This is a genomic window from Oligoflexus sp. (assembly GCF_035638955.1).
Classification (GTDB): Bacteria; Bdellovibrionota_B; Oligoflexia; order Oligoflexales; family Oligoflexaceae; genus Oligoflexus.
This window is the reverse complement of sequence record NZ_DASQYZ010000344.1, coordinates 98,585-115,436: the sequence shown is the minus strand read 5'-3', so window position 1 is coordinate 115,436 and position 16,852 is coordinate 98,585. Positions and strand designations below refer to the sequence as shown.

At 53.2% G+C, this 16,852-nt stretch carries 16 protein-coding genes; 4 read left to right on the top strand and 12 right to left on the bottom strand.

All coding sequences use genetic code 11. The annotated features are described in order from the left end of the window. Nucleotides 1–243 precede the first annotated feature (243 nt). From tatB to VE954_RS30650, 3 genes are all read right to left on the bottom strand, one after another. Complete coding sequence (gene tatB / locus VE954_RS30660; protein ID WP_324960161.1) at nucleotides 244–903, bottom strand: Sec-independent protein translocase protein TatB; 660 nt, start codon at nucleotides 901–903, stop codon at nucleotides 244–246. Nucleotides 904–979: 76 nt separating this feature from the next. After that, nucleotides 980–1,639, bottom strand: coding sequence for an O-methyltransferase (locus VE954_RS30655; protein ID WP_324960160.1), 660 nt, complete (start codon nucleotides 1,637–1,639; stop codon nucleotides 980–982). A gap of 82 nt (nucleotides 1,640–1,721) precedes the next feature. Further along, on the bottom strand, nucleotides 1,722–2,753 hold the full coding sequence (locus tag VE954_RS30650) for a transaldolase family protein (protein ID WP_324960158.1): 1,032 nt from the start codon (nucleotides 2,751–2,753) through the stop codon (nucleotides 1,722–1,724). Nucleotides 2,754–2,991: 238 nt separating this feature from the next. Between VE954_RS30650 and VE954_RS30645 the strand changes: the two genes are divergently transcribed. From VE954_RS30645 to VE954_RS30635, 3 genes are all read left to right on the top strand, one after another. Next, complete coding sequence (locus tag VE954_RS30645; RefSeq protein ID WP_324960156.1) at nucleotides 2,992–3,675, top strand: START domain-containing protein; 684 nt, start codon at nucleotides 2,992–2,994, stop codon at nucleotides 3,673–3,675. 82 nt (nucleotides 3,676–3,757) lie between these two features. Beyond that, nucleotides 3,758–4,759 (top strand): hypothetical protein, encoded by a 1,002-nt coding sequence (locus VE954_RS30640; protein WP_324960154.1) that lies wholly within the window; start codon nucleotides 3,758–3,760, stop codon nucleotides 4,757–4,759. Nucleotides 4,760–4,843: 84 nt separating this feature from the next. Then, nucleotides 4,844–5,395, top strand: a complete 552-nt coding sequence (locus tag VE954_RS30635; protein WP_324960153.1) for a histidine phosphatase family protein — start codon at nucleotides 4,844–4,846, stop codon at nucleotides 5,393–5,395. 10 nt (nucleotides 5,396–5,405) lie between these two features. Here the strand turns inward: VE954_RS30635 and VE954_RS30630 are convergent, their stop codons facing one another. The 3 genes from VE954_RS30630 to VE954_RS30620 form a co-directional block, all read right to left on the bottom strand. Beyond that, nucleotides 5,406–6,923: a hypothetical protein gene (locus VE954_RS30630; protein WP_324960151.1), complete on the bottom strand. Its 1,518-nt coding sequence runs from the start codon at nucleotides 6,921–6,923 to the stop codon at nucleotides 5,406–5,408. A gap of 48 nt (nucleotides 6,924–6,971) precedes the next feature. Continuing rightward, nucleotides 6,972–7,379 carry a hypothetical protein gene (locus VE954_RS30625; protein WP_324960149.1) on the bottom strand — a complete coding sequence of 136 codons (408 nt, stop codon included), beginning with the start codon at nucleotides 7,377–7,379 and terminating at the stop codon, nucleotides 6,972–6,974. A 126-nt stretch (nucleotides 7,380–7,505) separates the two neighbouring features. After that, the gene (locus VE954_RS30620) at nucleotides 7,506–8,369 is read right to left on the bottom strand and encodes a TIGR02147 family protein (RefSeq protein WP_324960147.1); all 864 of its coding nucleotides are present in this window, start codon (nucleotides 8,367–8,369) and stop codon (nucleotides 7,506–7,508) included. A gap of 204 nt (nucleotides 8,370–8,573) precedes the next feature. On the opposite strand from VE954_RS30620, the gene VE954_RS30615 reads away from it, so the two are divergent. Further along, on the top strand, nucleotides 8,574–9,686 hold the full coding sequence (locus tag VE954_RS30615; protein ID WP_324960145.1) for a hypothetical protein: 1,113 nt from the start codon (nucleotides 8,574–8,576) through the stop codon (nucleotides 9,684–9,686). A gap of 13 nt (nucleotides 9,687–9,699) precedes the next feature. On the opposite strand, the gene murJ is transcribed toward VE954_RS30615, so the two are convergent. The 6 genes from murJ to thiC are packed head-to-tail and all read right to left on the bottom strand — an operon-like array spanning nucleotide 9,700 to nucleotide 16,580. After that, on the bottom strand, nucleotides 9,700–11,277 hold the full coding sequence (gene murJ / locus VE954_RS30610) for a murein biosynthesis integral membrane protein MurJ (RefSeq protein ID WP_324960143.1): 1,578 nt from the start codon (nucleotides 11,275–11,277) through the stop codon (nucleotides 9,700–9,702). A gap of 35 nt (nucleotides 11,278–11,312) precedes the next feature. Next, nucleotides 11,313–12,764: a thiamine phosphate synthase gene (gene thiE / locus VE954_RS30605; RefSeq protein ID WP_324960142.1), complete on the bottom strand. Its 1,452-nt coding sequence runs from the start codon at nucleotides 12,762–12,764 to the stop codon at nucleotides 11,313–11,315. A gap of 1 nt (nucleotide 12,765) precedes the next feature. Next, nucleotides 12,766–13,554 carry a thiazole synthase gene (locus VE954_RS30600; RefSeq protein ID WP_324960140.1) on the bottom strand — a complete coding sequence of 263 codons (789 nt, stop codon included), beginning with the start codon at nucleotides 13,552–13,554 and terminating at the stop codon, nucleotides 12,766–12,768. 2 nt (nucleotides 13,555–13,556) lie between these two features. Beyond that, on the bottom strand, nucleotides 13,557–13,757 hold the full coding sequence (gene thiS, locus VE954_RS30595; protein ID WP_324960138.1) for a sulfur carrier protein ThiS: 201 nt from the start codon (nucleotides 13,755–13,757) through the stop codon (nucleotides 13,557–13,559). 10 nt (nucleotides 13,758–13,767) lie between these two features. Then, on the bottom strand, nucleotides 13,768–14,826 hold the full coding sequence (locus VE954_RS30590) for an FAD-dependent oxidoreductase (protein WP_324960136.1): 1,059 nt from the start codon (nucleotides 14,824–14,826) through the stop codon (nucleotides 13,768–13,770). Beyond that, entirely contained in the window at nucleotides 14,823–16,580 is a 1,758-nt protein-coding gene (gene thiC, locus VE954_RS30585; RefSeq protein WP_324960134.1) for a phosphomethylpyrimidine synthase ThiC, read from the bottom strand. Before thiC ends, VE954_RS30590 begins: the two co-directional genes overlap by 4 nt. Nucleotides 16,581–16,852: the final 272 nt, after the last annotated feature.

Genomic DNA, 16,852 nt, shown 5'->3' with positions numbered 1-16,852 from the left:
AGACTGTTGAGACGACTTTCGTCTGCAAAGTAACTCAAAACTGTGACGCGCTGCAAGCCGCCTTGCTCGGCTGCCGGCCGAAGGCCCCATGGCGGGGGTTAACATCAATTATGGTGAAAACGGCCTTGCAACGCGGTTGGAAAGCTGAAATGGAACACCAGGCAACAGGAGATTATTACTCATTTGGTAGGTGTGGTGAGTCGCAAGATGACAAGGTCCTCTCTCTTCATCTGAGCATAATCTTCAGCCTGGTTTGATCTCTGGCTTTTTCTCAACGTTTTCCGCTACGTTTTCAGGCTTTGGAGCAGGTATCGGTGCCGGGGTCTGGGCGGCGGTGACAGGCGCTGCGGTGCCCTCAGAGGCAGCGGGTGCAGCGGCACCTTCGGCCGGAGTTTCTGGCGGCGGCACAGGGAAGAGTTCACTCAAAGGCTTATCCCAGTTTGCATCATAACTGACAAACGTATCGGCGTTTTTCACAAACTGGCCATCAACATAGTGACCTTCATGATACTCGGGTGGATCCTGAGGCGTGGCATGCTCCGGTGTCACAGGATAACCATTCTCATCAAATCCCGGCAAGGGATGGCCATGATCATCAAGACCAGGGCCCTGCAGAGGCCGGGTTGCTGTGGTTTTGGAATCAGCCAGGGCAGCATCCAGAACCTGCTGGGGCGAGGTACTCTGCAACTTCTTCTGCAATTCGCGGATGCGTTCCAGTTCAAAATCGCGTTCGGCTTCATGAATGACATCGTTGAAGCTGCTTTTCACTTCATTCGCCTGGCGACGAACCTGCACGAAAATCTTTCCAAATTTACGCATCAGGTCAGGCAGCTTATCGGGCCCAATAAAGAGCATGGCGACGATGGCGACTACGATCAATTCCATGGGACCAATGCCGAACATAGAGAAATCCTTTCTCGGAGAAACGGGTCGAGCCTGACGCCTGCGCCCCTTATTCTAACCTGCGCCGCTCCAGGTGTCAGCCCTTCTTACGAATCATATACAGGCCATCGGCCAGAGAGAGCATGCTGGCTTCCACACGGCTATCTTTGCGCACAAGGGCATTGAATCGGCGCAGGGCTTCTGTTGCGGGCGAGGTATCAGCGGAATCGATGATCCGCCCGCTCCACAGCACATTATCGGCCAGAATCACTCCATTGGTGCGCAAAAGCTCCAAACCAATTTCGTAATAACTGCCATAATTTTCTTTATCGGCATCAATAAAAATCAGATCAAAAGTGTTTTTGCCGCGATTGGTCAGCAGCTTTTGCATCGTATCGATCGCTGGTCCCAGAATAATTTGGGCTTTTTTTTCCAGCCCGGCCGCCTTCAGATAATGACGGGCCACGGTCGCGGTTTCCTGATTGACATCGCACGAGATGATTTCGCCCCCTTCCGGCAGGCCCAGACCCATGCAGATTGTGCTGTAGCCCGTAAAACAGCCGATTTCCAGAACCCGGCGGGCTCCGATCAGGCGGACCAGCTGATTCATGAATACGCCCTGATCCACAGCGATCTGCATGCCGGCGTCAGGCCGCTGGCGCGTGACTTCGATGAGCTCAGGCAGGATGGGGTGAAGCGGCGTCTGATGCTGGGCAAGGTAGTCGTAAACGTTCTCTGTCATGGGAACTGTCTTCATCGGCGTTCCTCCACGGGCACAGTCTTCACCGGCGTTTCTTCCAAAAAAAAAGAGGAGCCAGACTCCTCTTTCTTATAGCCAATTACTTGGTGGATATCAGTTCGAGAAGCGCTTTTTGCGGATCCGCGAATTTTTTCAAACCGTCCGCCATCAGGAAGTTTTCCAGTTTTTGGAAATCAACATGCTGGTCGATCGCATCCAGCACAGCCTTGGGAGGCATTTGCTCAATCTGGGATGTGAAGGTCCGACCGCTGACTGCCACCGCTTCGTTGGTTTCCGGTGGATTGGTTTCGATATCGCTGCCTGCGAAGGCCTCGACGTACTTCCACTTCGGATCGGTCGGTTTTTTGGTGCCAGTGCTGGCAAAGATCATTTCCTGCTGCAGCTTCATCTTTTTATCGGCCCAGAAGGCCTTGTTTTTCTGCCAGATGCGTTTGGCGTTTACAATACCGACCCAGCCCTGGCCGACGCCAAGGGCGGGCACGTGCTCTTCGGTGTAAACATCAAGACGCGAAACGAAAATACTGTAGACGCTCTTGAAGCGATCGCGATTGGCAAGGCGTTGGGCGCCTTTCCAGACAGCATCGCGGGCTTTATTATACTGATCTTCCGAGAAAATCAGGGTGACGTTCAGGTTGACTCCGGCCGCTGCCAGTTCCTCAAGGGCATCAATCCCCGCCGGTGTTGCCGGAACTTTAATCATGCGGTTGGCATGACCTTTCGCCCAGTACTTGCCGAGTTCGATGTAATGAGCCACGCGTTCCTTATGCGGAGGACCGAGTTTCAGATCCTCGAGCAAGGGATCGACTTCGAAGCTTACATAGCCGTCGTTGCCATGGGTTGCTTCATAAACAGGCATGAAAACGCGTTCTGCTTCACTCACCAGGTGATTGGTCACTGTCCAGGCCACGTCTGCAGGAGATTTTCCTTCGGCGCGCAGCTCGCGAATCATGCCATCCATCAGGCCGGTTTTCACGATATTGGCGATGATAATGGGATTGGACGTAGCGCCCGTTGCGCCCTGATTCTTGCTCAGTTCGACTAGTTTCGGATCGATCGAGTCCAGCCACAGTTTGGTGCCGGAAGCGACCAAGGATTGGAGTGGTGCCGTCATAGGAAAATCCTTTCGCTGGGTCACAGTTCGGGGCGGATGCTAACACAGGGGCAGGGCGCGGACAATGCCCTTAACCAGCCCATTTTGAATCAAAAAGCATTAGCCTCCCGAATGACTTATGGGAAAGGAAACCCAAAAAACGATGTAATATTAAGTGGTTATCAGATGGCCTCAGGTCCTGAAGAAGAGTGCCGAATCAGGTTTCATCAGTTTGGATAATACAACCAGGAGTCGTGAGATGCAGGGAACTATTATAAAGGCCAGTATCATCCTGGCCCTGGGCATGATGAGTCATTTTGCTTTTGCTGGTTCAAAATGGGAACTGGTCAGCGAAAAGGACGGCATCAAGGTTTATCGCATGGAAATTCCTGGCAGTCCGCTGGTCGCTTTTAAGGGCGTAAAAATCATGCCGGTTTCCATTACCAAAGTCGCTCAGGTGATCCTTGATGAGGACACCGAGAAGAAAAAAGAATGGATCGACATGATCAAGGACTTCAAAATCATCGAAAAAGGCACGACCGAATCGGTCACCTATTCCGCTTATGATTTGCCTTGGCCGCTGGAAGATCGCGATTATATCGTTCATAGTCAGCTGAAGATCGACAATGAAGCCAATCAGATCGTCATCGAGTTGAAATCCACTGAGCACCCCAAATCGCCGCAAACGATTGGCGTCCGGGCTCAGCTCACCCGCAGTATGTATAAGCTCGTGCCCAAACCAGGCCGTACGACAGAGGTCACTGTTGAAATTCAGACCGACCCGAAAGGCGACTTGCCCAAATGGTTGGTGAACGTGATCCAAAAGGGTTGGCCGTCCAACACCTTAAAGAAGATGGAAGCGCAGGCCATGCGTCCGGATACCAAGGACAATGAATTCATCAAGGCGCGGTTCAAAGCCGCCAATGAACTGGCCAAACGCTGATCAGGTTCGCATATACAGTTGAGGGCTTCCAAACGGAAGCCCTTTTTTTATCGGTAGAGAATGAAATATCTTTGGAGGAAGCATGAAGAGCCTGGGTGTTGGACTGTTTGTTGTGTTGGGATTGACCGGATGTGGCGCCAGCAGTTCAGAAGAGGAAACCAGCAGTTCAGATGGTACGACCATAAGTGAAGGCTCTGGCAAGTTATCTTTGGATGAGCTCGCTGCACCCACAGATTTTCCCGCTATGACGCGATCTGATGTTATTTCCCATATGGAAGGGAATCGGTGGGACTTTCTTGCCACGGAAGCCGAGGCTACGACTGAAGAGGTCGAAACGTCTGAAGACGATCCTGCCTGTATGAATGATCCCTTCGGTGCCGCAACTATTGCCGCCGAAGGTGAGACGTTAACGGCCAACGTCAATATTGATTTGCTCAGCTGCTTCAAGACGTATTTCGAGCAGGAGCAGCCTGATGTGACCGTTGACTTAAGCAAAATGACCATGTCCGTGTATATCTCTCAGACCTGCGTGGGCGGCGATTTGAGTGCCTTTAATGGCAAGAAAGTTACTGAGATTGAGTCGGTTCCTGAGTGCGATAAAAATTTGATGTTGGTCAATTTTTCCAGCGAAACGGTCGGTTCCGTATCCAATGAGGGCAGGACCATCGATATCTCGGCAAAAACCGTCAATGCGGTGAGCACCGCAAGCAATGAAGCCTGCGTCATGACCAAAGATGGTGACAACTATTCTGAAGACGATGGCTGCATTGAAATTTCGAAGTCTGTCTCGCCTGACGTGGATGGCTCCAATGATTACGTGAAATACACGCACAAGAATCTGAAGTGGGTCACCTCCGATAAAAACTCCTGGTACACCTCGGGGAGGATTGACGTGAATCTGAACGCCTGGTCCGGCAGCGTGACCTTCCGTGGGGCCGACATCAATCCCCTGTATACGATGAAATATGGTGCGGATACGATCAACGGAACCTTGACAGTCCCGGCTTCCAGCTTAAGTTTGAAAGTCAAGGCTATGGGTCAGGATATGATCCGGAACGCCCGGATTCTCAAAAAACCTCGTTAATCTTACCAGCCTGAGGCGTGGCGAGGCAAAAAACCTCGCTAGCTTTTCATAAGGGATGCGTGGCGTGGAGCAAGGAATTTCCTGATGCGATCCTTCTACTTTCTTCGTCACGCCTTGACCGACGCCAATGCTCAAAAATTGCTGTGCGGCGGAGCCTGGGATATCCCTCTTAATGCTGAGGGCCAAAGGCAGGTTGTCCAGGCGTCCCGTGACTACGCTCGCGCTCTGGCCGAGGTGCGTACAATCTGCTGCAGTCCCCTCCTGCGGGCCCGCCAGACAGCGGATGCATTTGCCAAAGAACTTAAAATCCCCATCATTATTACGGATGATCTTAAAGAGCAGCTGCTCGGGGCTTGGGAGCAAAAACCCTGGCAGGATGTTCCTGAATTTTTTTCAGGGGAAAAGGATCCGCCGAACGGGGAATCGCGCCTGCAATTGGACGAGCGTCTGCAGCGGGCCTTGCAGGAAGTTTCTACTCACGAGGGTCCGGTACTCATCGTCTCCCATGGGTCCATTTGGTTTGCCCTGCATCGGCTGCTGGGACTTGAGCCTGATACGCCAGGCTCCTGCGTTCCCTTCCATTTTCAAACATTGGAATCGAAGGCGGGGAAAGCATGGACCCGATCCAGGATTTGAAATCCTGTTTTCAGGGCCGCTGCATGGTTTTTTCCAATTCGATTTTGACCAGTTTAACGGCTCGATTGTCCGGCGAGTTGACCTCTGCCGCATGGAAATAGCTGACCACGATGGTTCGTGCATCGGGGCTTCTTAAATGCAGGTGTTCGCGCGCATGATAGTTATCGAGCCCTTCCTTCGCTGTCTTGGGAAGAAAGCCGTAGCGACCTTCCGGGGTGCCAGGCACGGACGTGGGTTGACTCCATGGTCCCGTGATCTGATCGGCTATGCGCAACTCAACACCGCTGCCGGTTCCTGCTACACTGAGGTACTTGCCAAGGTATGGGTTCCATGTGATGGAGGGATGATAGCCCATGTAGGGCGGCCCTTCAAACAATCCGCCCTTGATGTGACTCGGGCATTCCTTATCATGGCAAAGCAGGGAGATCTGATTGGCATCCCAGGTGTTCGTCGACTCATTATAGTAGCGGTATGCGGCAGGATTCGTTGCACTCCCCGGGGACACGCGGGCTAGAAAACAGCGTGTGGACCAGCCTGGAGGCACAGCCTTGCACGAAATAAAAAAGCGGAAGCCGTCCTGCTCAATATCGAGAGGTTGATAGCCATCCGCCTGCCCTTGCGCCCACATCAGCACGCGCCCGTCGGCACCACGGGTGGTCGAGTCGCCTGGTCGGACTCGATCCAGATAGGTTCCGGCCTTGTGGATTCCGCCTTCGAAACCGCCACGGGTCCAAAACAGTAAAGCTTCGTCACCGCCAGCGGTTGGACGGATGAAGTTGGAAGTCGGCCAATGATAGTACCGTTCGTCTTTTTTGAGATCCTGATTGAAGACGAATTCAGGTTCACGATCGGTGTAGACCACAAACTGTTTAGGAATTCCATTTTGGAAATGTTGATCGGTGACTTTTGCGTCGTCCAATGGGGGAAAATCACCGCTGAACCAGCGACGTGTTCCATAGGCCGCCGTTGAGGTCCGCCACCAGCCGTTGCCCCACGTATCACCAAAATAGTAAAGAGCGTGATCCCGGAAAACCACCGCATTGCCAACGTCACGACCCTGGTTCGCACCGACGGGATGTGACATTGTTCCGGCAGCGACGGCGCCTTGCTGATTATACAGCGGGGAATTGGGTTGTCCGCTGGCCGCCGTTGTGAATTCAAGTTCAGGACCACAGGTAAAATCCGAAGAGTCGGAAGCCTTGCCGCAGACACGGTATCGGTACATGGTCTGAGGGGTAAGATCGGTCACCCACTCAGCGAGGCGATAAGCTTTCGTGCCGAGCGGCCTCACGTTCTTTTTCTCCAGGCTTCGCATGCTATCGTAGGGGGCGCATTCCAGAGTAAGAAAGACCCATTGGCATGTCGTCCACTCATAACGATAATCACAGGTTTGCGCGCTACAGGTCGATTGCGCCTTCAAACGTGCCGAGTTGGGTGCAATTCCATCCGCTGGATCTGTATGACCAACATATCCTGCAGCCATCAGTCCGATTCCGGCGATGGACGAGAAAGTGAACAACACGCTCATGGGTTATCTCCTTCAATATCGGGCTTGAGGCCCGAAGTTCGATGTCCTTCAATCGTGACAATGCTCCGAGTCATCCGAGTAGAGTCCGGTAGGGGTATTGACGCCTGGGACATAGCGAAGCCTGAGGCACTGATTCTTGTCCGCTGCCTGCTGGAGCTTGTCAATAAAAAATGCCCCGCTCACGGCTCCGGCGGCCCCACACACCACAGCGCCAATGCCTCCGATAGGAGCACAGGCAGTCGCTGCAGCTCCGGCAATAGCCGCCGTACTGGAGTTGCTATACTGGCAAAGTCTTTCGCAAAGTTCTTTGGTCGAATTCCGTGTCAGGTAAATGCTGCACGTGGCAATGCCGCAATTTTCCGTGAAGATTTCCGCTTGAACCTGGGCGGCTGGGGTTAGCATCAGAGCTGTCAGAAGGAAGGATCCATGGGAGAGAAAAGAGCGAGTTTTAATCATGGCACTGTCCTTTACACGTTCGGTGTTAAATTCCAACTGCCTTTCTTTAGGATATGGCCTTCGTCAGGGGAATACTTTTGCAGCTCTTTCGCTGATTTCTGTTTCCAAAATGGAAACAGGACTCTTTTAGGTTTTTGGCGAATGATCCCACGCCCGCAAAGGATAGATCTGCATGTTAAAACGTATGATGGTATCGGCATGGTTGGTTTCAAGGTCCGAAAAGGAGCGGAATACGTCCTGCTTGAGCTTTTTAAGGATCTTGATATACGTTTCCTTGCTGACACTCATCGTCGTTGACCCGAAGCAGCTCACTTCGGTATTCGGAAACCAATGAAGGATCTGTTCATGAGCATCGGAAATGGACTCCTTCAGGTAGCTGACTTTGGAGTTGTCGTCCGCATTCAGTGTGACGAACCGTGCGGTTTTTTCGGTGCGGATCAGGATTTCACCTTCGCGTCGAATGAGGCCATTGGCCAGCAATGTGCCAAGTGCATGCTGAATGTCTTGAACGCGTGACCTGCCAAAGTAGTTGATGAGCTCCCTTTCCGTCGGCTGGCCGCGAAAGAGATCGAAGGCACAAAGAATATCCGAAGCGAAAAGCGTGAGTCCCTGCTGCAAGCGAATGCGTGTGAATCGATCACGCAGATAAATCTGGATGGCCTTGAGTCTTTGCTCCACCGATGTCTTCTGGTGGACAAGGAGATCATCATCAAGCGCCAGCAGAAGCTCCATATACTCAGTCAGGACATCATCCCCTGTGATCGACTGCAGCAGGGGCCGCCGCATGCGAACGGGAATGGAACGTTTGCCATGAACCATCTGTGACAGCGTGCCTCTGGATTTGAAGGCAATCTTGCGAGCCACGAAGGCCAGCGAAAATTTGGGATCAATGGCTTTTCTGTAGGCAAAACTCTGCTGAACGGCTTCAGACCCCGTCGCCGCGTTCAGAATGACAAGACCCAGATGATCGATATGAGAAAAAACAGTCATAGACCCATCCGGAAACCAATATGCAGCCAGCGGCATCACTAACATCCCGCTGACGTCCTGTCCATCCTCGATTCCAAGGATGAACTCACGCGATTTGAAAATTGACAACAGTGTCAGTTTTTGTTTTTTGGATTGATTTCCTCCATCGTGACAACCGATACAGGTCCCCTGCTTTGTGACAATCCCATTCAGGAGAATCAAGTTATGTCCATGAATTACGCAGTCAGGAAATGGCTTATCCTTGTCATGCTACTGGGTCTTCCTGGCAAGTCTTTCGGCGCGTCTGCCATCGATAGCATGAAACAGTACCAAGGCTTCGGCATCGTTGTGAGAGTCTTTGGAACACCGGCTGAGGCTTTATACAGGGCTATGGCAGGTGCCTTGAAACCCCAGAATGAGGGCGCTGTTCTGGGCAGAAATCAGCTTTTTGCCTGCAAACCGAACCAGTGCTATATCGTGATCAAGGGCGATGAATTTATCGTGAAAGCACCCTCGCAGGAGAAGCCAGGGGTCGCCGAGTTCGTCACCTATGTCCCCCTCCTGGAACATGCCGTGGAATTGAGGCTCGTCTGGACTGAGGTCGCTGAAGCCGCCCAGCTTCGCTTAAATACCATGATCAGGATTTATCAGGGCGGTGCTCTCATCCTGAACTCCAGTGCGCAACCCGCCAAACCCTGCCTCAAAGTGCGTTCCGACATTGTGCCGTTTGATACTGCGTGCAGCTTTCAACTGGTCGAAGGCTTCGAAGGACTTCTCATGCAAGGAGGCAATGATGGGTATGCCGTCACATCCATCAGCTATCCGAACGTGGATCGGATCCTTTTCTCTATCACGGGGTCCGAGGCCAGGGCCATGTACCAGTGGCTGGAATCCCTGCAGCCGAGCAACACGGAAATCGTCTCTGAGAAATTTTCCCCTGACCTCGACCGTCTTTTTTATCAGGATGAAGTGTCCTGCTTTCGGCCCACGTCAACCCTTGTGGAAAAGACCTATCCTTACCGCTGCCACTTCTTTCTGGAACGTACCGCCGCGGGTTCTTTAGGAACTTCCGTTCCGCCTTCTTCTCTGACGTTCCGTCCTCATTTTATTCAGAACATTTTCGATGGCGGTCCGTTAACTTTGAGCTCCCCGTCGAGCCATGCAACTCTTGATCTGACTCCATGTCTTCATTGGAACGACAGCAAAAAAGACAAGCTTTATCCTTGTCTTTATAAGCAAACGCCCGACCTGGCGATCGATGACTATGTGCCTTATCCCAGTTACTATCCGCAAGGTGTGGCGGTCGGGTGGGGTGTTCAGCAGGATACCGAGGAGTGAACTAATCAGCGTCCTATTTCTTGCGGGGCAGGGGGACTCGGGTTCTGACTTTTTTGTAGAATGACTGCGATTCTGTCACTTTGAAGGTTAAGGTCAGACCGAGATAAAGTGTCCCAAACGATGCAATGGAAAATCCCCCGCTGATCCAAATGGGGAGAGGGAGCCTCGAGGCATAGTGGAAAACAGAATACGCAATGGCACCCGCCGTGAGCGCACTCAGAGCCAGGCTGCCCAGGTATTTGGCGGGCAGCGACTCAAATGGAACCTGCTGCAGCAGAGCCTTGCGTAGAAGAAAAAATTCCACCAGTCCTGCCACGCTGGATGCGAGACCGATCCCGCCGGTGGCCCAATCAGGGGGAATGGGCAAAAATCGCGGTAAAAGCAGGCTGAAAAAAGCCGCGAGAGCAATACTGACGGCGACACGCACGATGGAATAATGAAATGGTGTGCGGGTATTTTTTAAAGCATAAAAGGCCGTGGTCAGGAGTCGACCCTGCGTCGATGCCATAAGTCCGATGGACGAGGCCGCGAGAATAATCCAGACCCGTCGACCGTCTTCGGCGGTAAATTTACCTGTTTGAAAGAGAATCGCTGCAAGCACATGGCCCAGCATGAGAAAGGCAATCGACGACGGAACGATGAAAAAAGCCAGCTGACGCATGCCCTGGCTCAAGTCTTTCCCGATTTCCTGCCGCTGATCCGTCATCGACATATCCACGAGTTTGGACGCTGCAATGGAAGCTCCAAATAGACTCGTAGGCAGGGTATAAAGCAGTTGAGCGTAACCCAGGTTCGCAATCGAACCCGACCGCAGAAAACTGGCAATCATGGATTCAAAGAAAGCGCTGATCTGTACCACGCCTCGGGAAAAGAGCGAAGGCACGAATCGCGTTATCACCGTTTGCACGGGTTCCGACCGCCAGTGCAGACTGAGTTTCATGCCTTTCAAATAAGGCCATAGTGAAGGAATCTGAACGGCCAGCTGCAAAAAGCTGCCAAGCACAGCACCCCAGGCCAGATGCTCGGCAAAATTATAAGCGTCAGGATGCTGCCAAAAATAAGCGGTGGCAATGATCGCGCCGCTCCATAAAACAGGGGCTGCATAAGGGATGAAAAATCGCCGATGGCTGTTCAGAACGCCTAGGCAAAAGGCGGAGAGTACGAGCAGGCCAATTCCAGGGAAGAGAATGCGCACGAGGGTGATGGCCGCTTCGCGTTTGACACCGGTAAAGCCAGGCGTAATGAGATTCACCAGCTGAGGCGTGAAAAGATAACCCAACAGCACGAGAATTGATGTCAGAAGAGCAAGCATCGATCCAACCACACCAGCCACGCGCGCCGCTTCCTTGGGATCCTTTGCATGCAGTCCAGCATACACGGGAATAAATGAGGCGGACATGGCCCCTTCACCAAAAAGATTTTGCAAAAGATTGGGAATGCGAAGGGCCGCGCGAAAGACATCGGCGGCATCGGAGGCGCCCAGGGTATGAGCGATGACACGTTCACGCAGGAAACCGATCATCCGTGACAGTAATATACCCGCGCCTACAATCAGAGCTCCACTGCGTGAAGCTTTCGGCTTTTGTGTCATTGCTTCCCTTCCGTCAAAACCTCAGAAGCAGTTTATCACTGCCCATAAGGAGTGGCGAAGGAATTCAACCAGTCCCGGGTACGCGCTTCGGGATTCACATGGGCCAGGACATCTGTGATGACGGAAAGGCCCGATGCCCCATAGGACAGGAGGGTCGGGGCATGCTCCAGCTTCAGACCGCCAATAGCCACCAGCGGGATTCCGCCACAAAGCTCTTTCCATTCCCGCACGCGTTCCATGCCCTGGGGCCCAAACGCCATTGACTTGCAGGTGGTGTTGAAGATAGGACCAAGTGCGATATAAGAGGGACGCAGAGCGATCGCGCGCGCCGCTTCTTCATAGGAATGCGTGCTGACCCCAAGGCGCAGACCGCTTTTCTGCAGACTGCGAATATCCCGTGGCGAAAGGAGGTCCAGATCCTCCTGACCCAAATGAACACCAAAGGCTCCGACTTCGATGGCCAGCTGCCAATAGTCATTGATAAAGAGTTGAACGCCACGTTCGCGGCAGTAGACCACAGCTTCGCGGACGACGCGCGAGACCTGATCCGCCGACGCATCTTTCATCCGGAGTTGAAGACTGGGGACACCTTCATCGGCCATGCGCTTCACCCAGGCCAGATCAGGAACAATGGGATAAAATCCAATTTTCGAAAGGGGGGCAAATCCCTGCGCAAGGGGTTCCCCTGAATGATAACTCAGACCCGACAAAGGAAAGGGTCTGCTGTCATACTGAAGATAAGGCAGCGAGGCTTCCGCGCTGCGTGCCAAGGTACTTTGTAAAAATCCGTGCGCTGTTACCACCGCGTCCCGTAACGATAAACCCTTGCTGAGCTGAGCTGTGATGGCTGTAGCCAGCGTGCAACCGGTGCCCCGATAATCACGCGCCACGCGTTTGCCGATCAACCAGAAGGGGTTGTGTCCATCATCAAAATAATCAGCCGGTGTTGCCGATTTCGCATGACCACCTTTGATCAACACGGCGGCTGGACCCCAGGAACGCAATTCGGCAGCGGCACGCACGACTGATTCAGGATCGTTCATCCGGTACCCAAGGAGCTGCTCCGCTTCCGGAATATTCGGCGTTAAAAGGGTCAAACGCGAAAAAAGCAGTTCACGCCATGCGGTGACCAAAGTATCACGTGAAAAATTATGTCCAGAACTTGACGCCAGAACCGGATCGGCAATCACAGGCACGTCGGGCAATTCCGTCAGAACTTCGCGCAAGAAAACCAAAAGCTCACGATGATTCAAAAGCCCCAGCTTGATGGCCGCTGGTTTTTCCTGTTCACGCAGCGTCTGCCACTGCGCTTTGAGCCAGGGTTTGGGCACGGGCTCGCTTAAACTCACCCGGCGATCCGATTGCGCGGTAAAACTGCCGATAATGGTGCGCGTCATCACACCCAGCGCTCGCGCTGTCAGCAGGTCGGCCTGCACGCCTGCGACGGCATTCGGATCATGCCCACCAAAAGTCCACAGAGTCTTCATATCAATGAGCTCCTTCCTGATGCCAGAAAGGAAGGCCAACGGTGGGTGAGGAAGCCTGCGCGCGCGATGAAGGCTGCATCATCCCCGCTTCATAGCCCAGACGGCCAGCCTCGACCGCCGCTCCAAAAGCTTGCGCCATACGCACGGGATCATGAGCCAGAGCCACAGCCGTATTCACCAGCACCGCGTCATAGCCCATTTCAAGGGCTTGCGCCGCGTGCGAGGGACGACCGATGCCGGCATCCACCACAAGCGTCGCCTCGGGCAATCGATGCCTCAACGTTTGGAGCGCTTCGATGTTTCGCAAACCCTGACCGGAGCCAATCGGCGAACCCCAGGGCATGATAATACGGCAGCCGACGGACAAAAGTTTTTCCGCCACCACGAGGTCGTCGGTGGTGTAAGGAAAGACTTCAAAACCTTCGGAACAGAGAATACGGGCGGCTTCCACCGTTCCGAAAGGATCCGGCTGCAGAGTATCATCATTGCCGATGACTTCGAGTTTGATCCAGTTCGTTTGAAACAACTCCCGCGACATGTGCGCGGTGAGGATCGCCTCTCGAACGGAAAGACATCCGGCAGTATTGGGTAGAATATGACAACCGGTCTGGCGAAGATAATCCCAGAAACGATTGCCTGTATTTTGCTGGGCTGATTCGCGACGCAGGGAAACCGTCACCACATTGGTGCCGGAAGCCTTGATGGAATGCTGCAGAACTTCCGGACTGGGATAACGGGCGGTGCCCAAAAACAAACGGCTTTCGATGCTGCGATCAGCCAAGGTCCACATGGTCATCCTCCCGCCATCGGCGCCAGGATTTCAATTTCATCCTGATCCTTCACGAGTTTTTCCTGAAATTGCTGTTTGGGTATGCACTGCTGATTCAAGGCCACAGCCACGAAATGGTTGCGATAACCCAGGTCCTCGAGCAGACCTTCTATGGTTGTCGGGCCCTGGAAACTGCGAAACTGTCCATTGATGCGAACTTGCATAAAAGGTTCCTCAATGAAATTGCAAAAGCGAAGGATAGGGTATCGGTTTATCTTCCAGATAGAGCCGCAGACACCGAGCCAGTCCTGGCGCTACGAGAAATCCATGCCGGAACAGGCCATTGATGGCAATGCGTCCGGGCTGGCAGAACATGCGCGGCTCATTATGCGGCAGAGCCGGGCGCAGTCCACTGTAGGTATTCAGAATCGTGGCTTCGCCAAAACCTTTGTGCACGGAATAAGCCGCTGACAAAAGTTCCAGAGCGGAACGCACGGTGATCGGCGCGTCACTGTCGGATTCAATCATGGTGGCGCCGATGTAATAACGGTGATCGGCGCGCGGTACGATATAGATCCCATAACGGGGATGCATGAGCTTCACGGGGCGTTGTAATTGCACCGCAGGGGTTTCCACCAAAAATGCCTCACCGCGCACGCCGCGCAGCTCCGGCAAGGCCTTCTGAGCGCCTATGCCGCGACAGTCGATGACGAGATCATAGATGGTGCTGCCCTTGCCAGTTTCAATGATATGCGGCATCAGTTGCTCGACCGGTTCCCCAAAGAGAATACGGCAGTCGCTTTTCGCCAGATGCCGTATCAAGGCCGGCATCAATTCCGTGTTGTCGAGGTGACCTTCCAAAGGCAGGTAAAGCCCGCGTTCGAAGGTGTCACCCAGTTCGGGTTCGATATCACTGACACGAACCCACTGATAATGTTCCTTGGCGATCTGCTTGGTGATTCGTTGTGTCACTTGATCGAACAAAGGCCGGTCGCGCAAATGCGAAAGAATCAGGCTGCCATTGCGCTGAAAATGCACCCGCTCACCGATGGCCCTCATAATCTGAGGCCAGAGTTCCAAGGCTTCCATACCCATCGCATGAGTCATGGGATCGGAGCTTTCCAATTCCGTAAAAGGAACCAGCATGCCGGCTGCGGCAAAGCTGGTGGAACGGTGGTAATCCGCTTCCGTCCTTTTTTCAAAAATATGAACTTTCCAACCGAGGTCCAGCAGCTCACGTGCTGCCAGAAGTCCCATGATTCCTGCGCCGGCTATGGCTGCCTGTTTAGTCATGCCTCACCTGTGCCTCCAGCTATTTTTTTCTCGAGATCCTGGCTGATCCGCATCGAGCAGAAGGATGGTCCGCACATCGAACAGAAGTGAGCGGATTTGTACCGATCCTTCGGCAGCGTTTCATCATGATACTTGCGCGCTGTGTCTGGATCCAGTGAGAGATTAAACTGATCCTCCCAACGGAAGGCAAAACGGGCCCGAGACAGGGCATCATCGCGCAAACGCGCTCCCGGATGACCCTTGGCCAGGTCCGCGGCGTGAGCCGCAATCTTGTACGCAATCAGGCCCTGCTTCACGTCTTCACGGTTGGGAAGTCCCAAATGTTCCTTGGGCGTCACATAGCAAAGCATGGCAGTCCCGAACCAGCCAATCATCGCAGCGCCGATGCCGCTGGTGATGTGATCGTAGCCGGGGGCAATGTCAGTGGTCAACGGCCCGAGGGTATAAAATGGGGCTTCATGACAAACCTCAAGCTGCCGGTCCATGTTTTCTTTGATCAGGTGCATGGGCACATGGCCCGGACCTTCCACCATGACCTGGACATCATGTTCCCAGGCGCGCAGAGTCAGTTCACCCAGAGTCTTCAATTCACCGAACTGCGCGGCATCGTTGGCATCGGCCACCGAACCTGGGCGCAGACCGTCGCCGAGCGAGAAGGCGATATCATAAGCCTTCATGATTTCGCAAATTTCATCAAAGTGGGTATAAAGGAAATTTTCCTTGTTATGGTGCATACACCACTGGGCCATGATCGAGCCGCCGCGCGAAACGATACCGGTCACGCGATTTTTGGTGAACGGGATATACTCACGCAGGACACCGGCATGAATGGTGAAATAATCCACGCCCTGTTCAGCCTGTTCGATCAAGGTCTGCTTGTAAATTTCCCAAGTGAAATCCTCAATACGGCCGTTGACCTTTTCGAAAGCCTGGTACAAGGGCACGGTTCCGATGGGAACAGGTGAATTGCGCAGAATCCATTCCCGGGTTTCGTGAATGTTCTTTCCAGTCGAAAGATCCATCACAGTATCGGCGCCCCACCTGGTCGACCAGACGAGTTTTTCCACTTCTTCATCAATGCCTGAGCTCAATGCGGAATTACCGATGTTGGCATTGACCTTCACCAGGAAATTACGGCCGATGATCATCGGTTCCAGTTCAGGGTGATTGACGTTACAGGGAATGATGGCGCGACCCGCAGCCACTTCACTGCGGACGAACTCAGGCGTAATATAATCGGGGATGCGTGCGCCGAAACTATTCCCGCGCAACCGCTCCTCACGCTCGCGGGCCACCGGATCGAGGCTGTCCAGACGCTGTTTGTCCAAAGCGCGCTGCTGATTTTCGCGAATCGCGATGTATTCCATTTCCGGAGTAATGATGCCGCGACGTGCATAATACATTTGCGTGACGTTACGTCCCGCTCGTGCCCGCTGAGGTTTATGCTGCGACAGAGGCAGTTGACTCTGGGCCTGCAGTTTAATCAGCGAGCTATGCGCATCACCTGGGCTCACTTCAGTATCTTCACGCGCTTCAATCCAGGATTGACGAAGACGGGGCAGTCCGTGTTTGACATCGATCTGGGCTGAGGTATCCGTATAAGGTCCCGAAGTATCGTAAAGGTGCAACGAAACTTTTTCGCCCTGCGCGGATTTTTCCTGCAGCTGAATGCGTTTCATAGGGACCCGCAGATGGGTATGAATTTCACCAGGAATGTAGACTTTTTCGAAGACGGTTGGTTCTGTACCAGCCATGAAGAGGATCTCCTTGAGGGCATACGTTGGTGTCGAAGTAAAAACTTCCAGGTGTGCAAAGGAGAGGCCGGCGGCCGGATCGCTCTTCCTACGCTGGTGTTACCCAGTTCAGGTTCTAGAGTTGGAAGCATCTTTGGATCTTCCTCTCAGCCTTGCGGCACCCCTGGCGAATCCCCCCATGGTTATCACAGTCTCTGAAAAAAAAACAGGAAAAGACCTACTCAATGCCCAAACGGCATGTATGATGAACCGATGAATGGAACTTTCCTGAT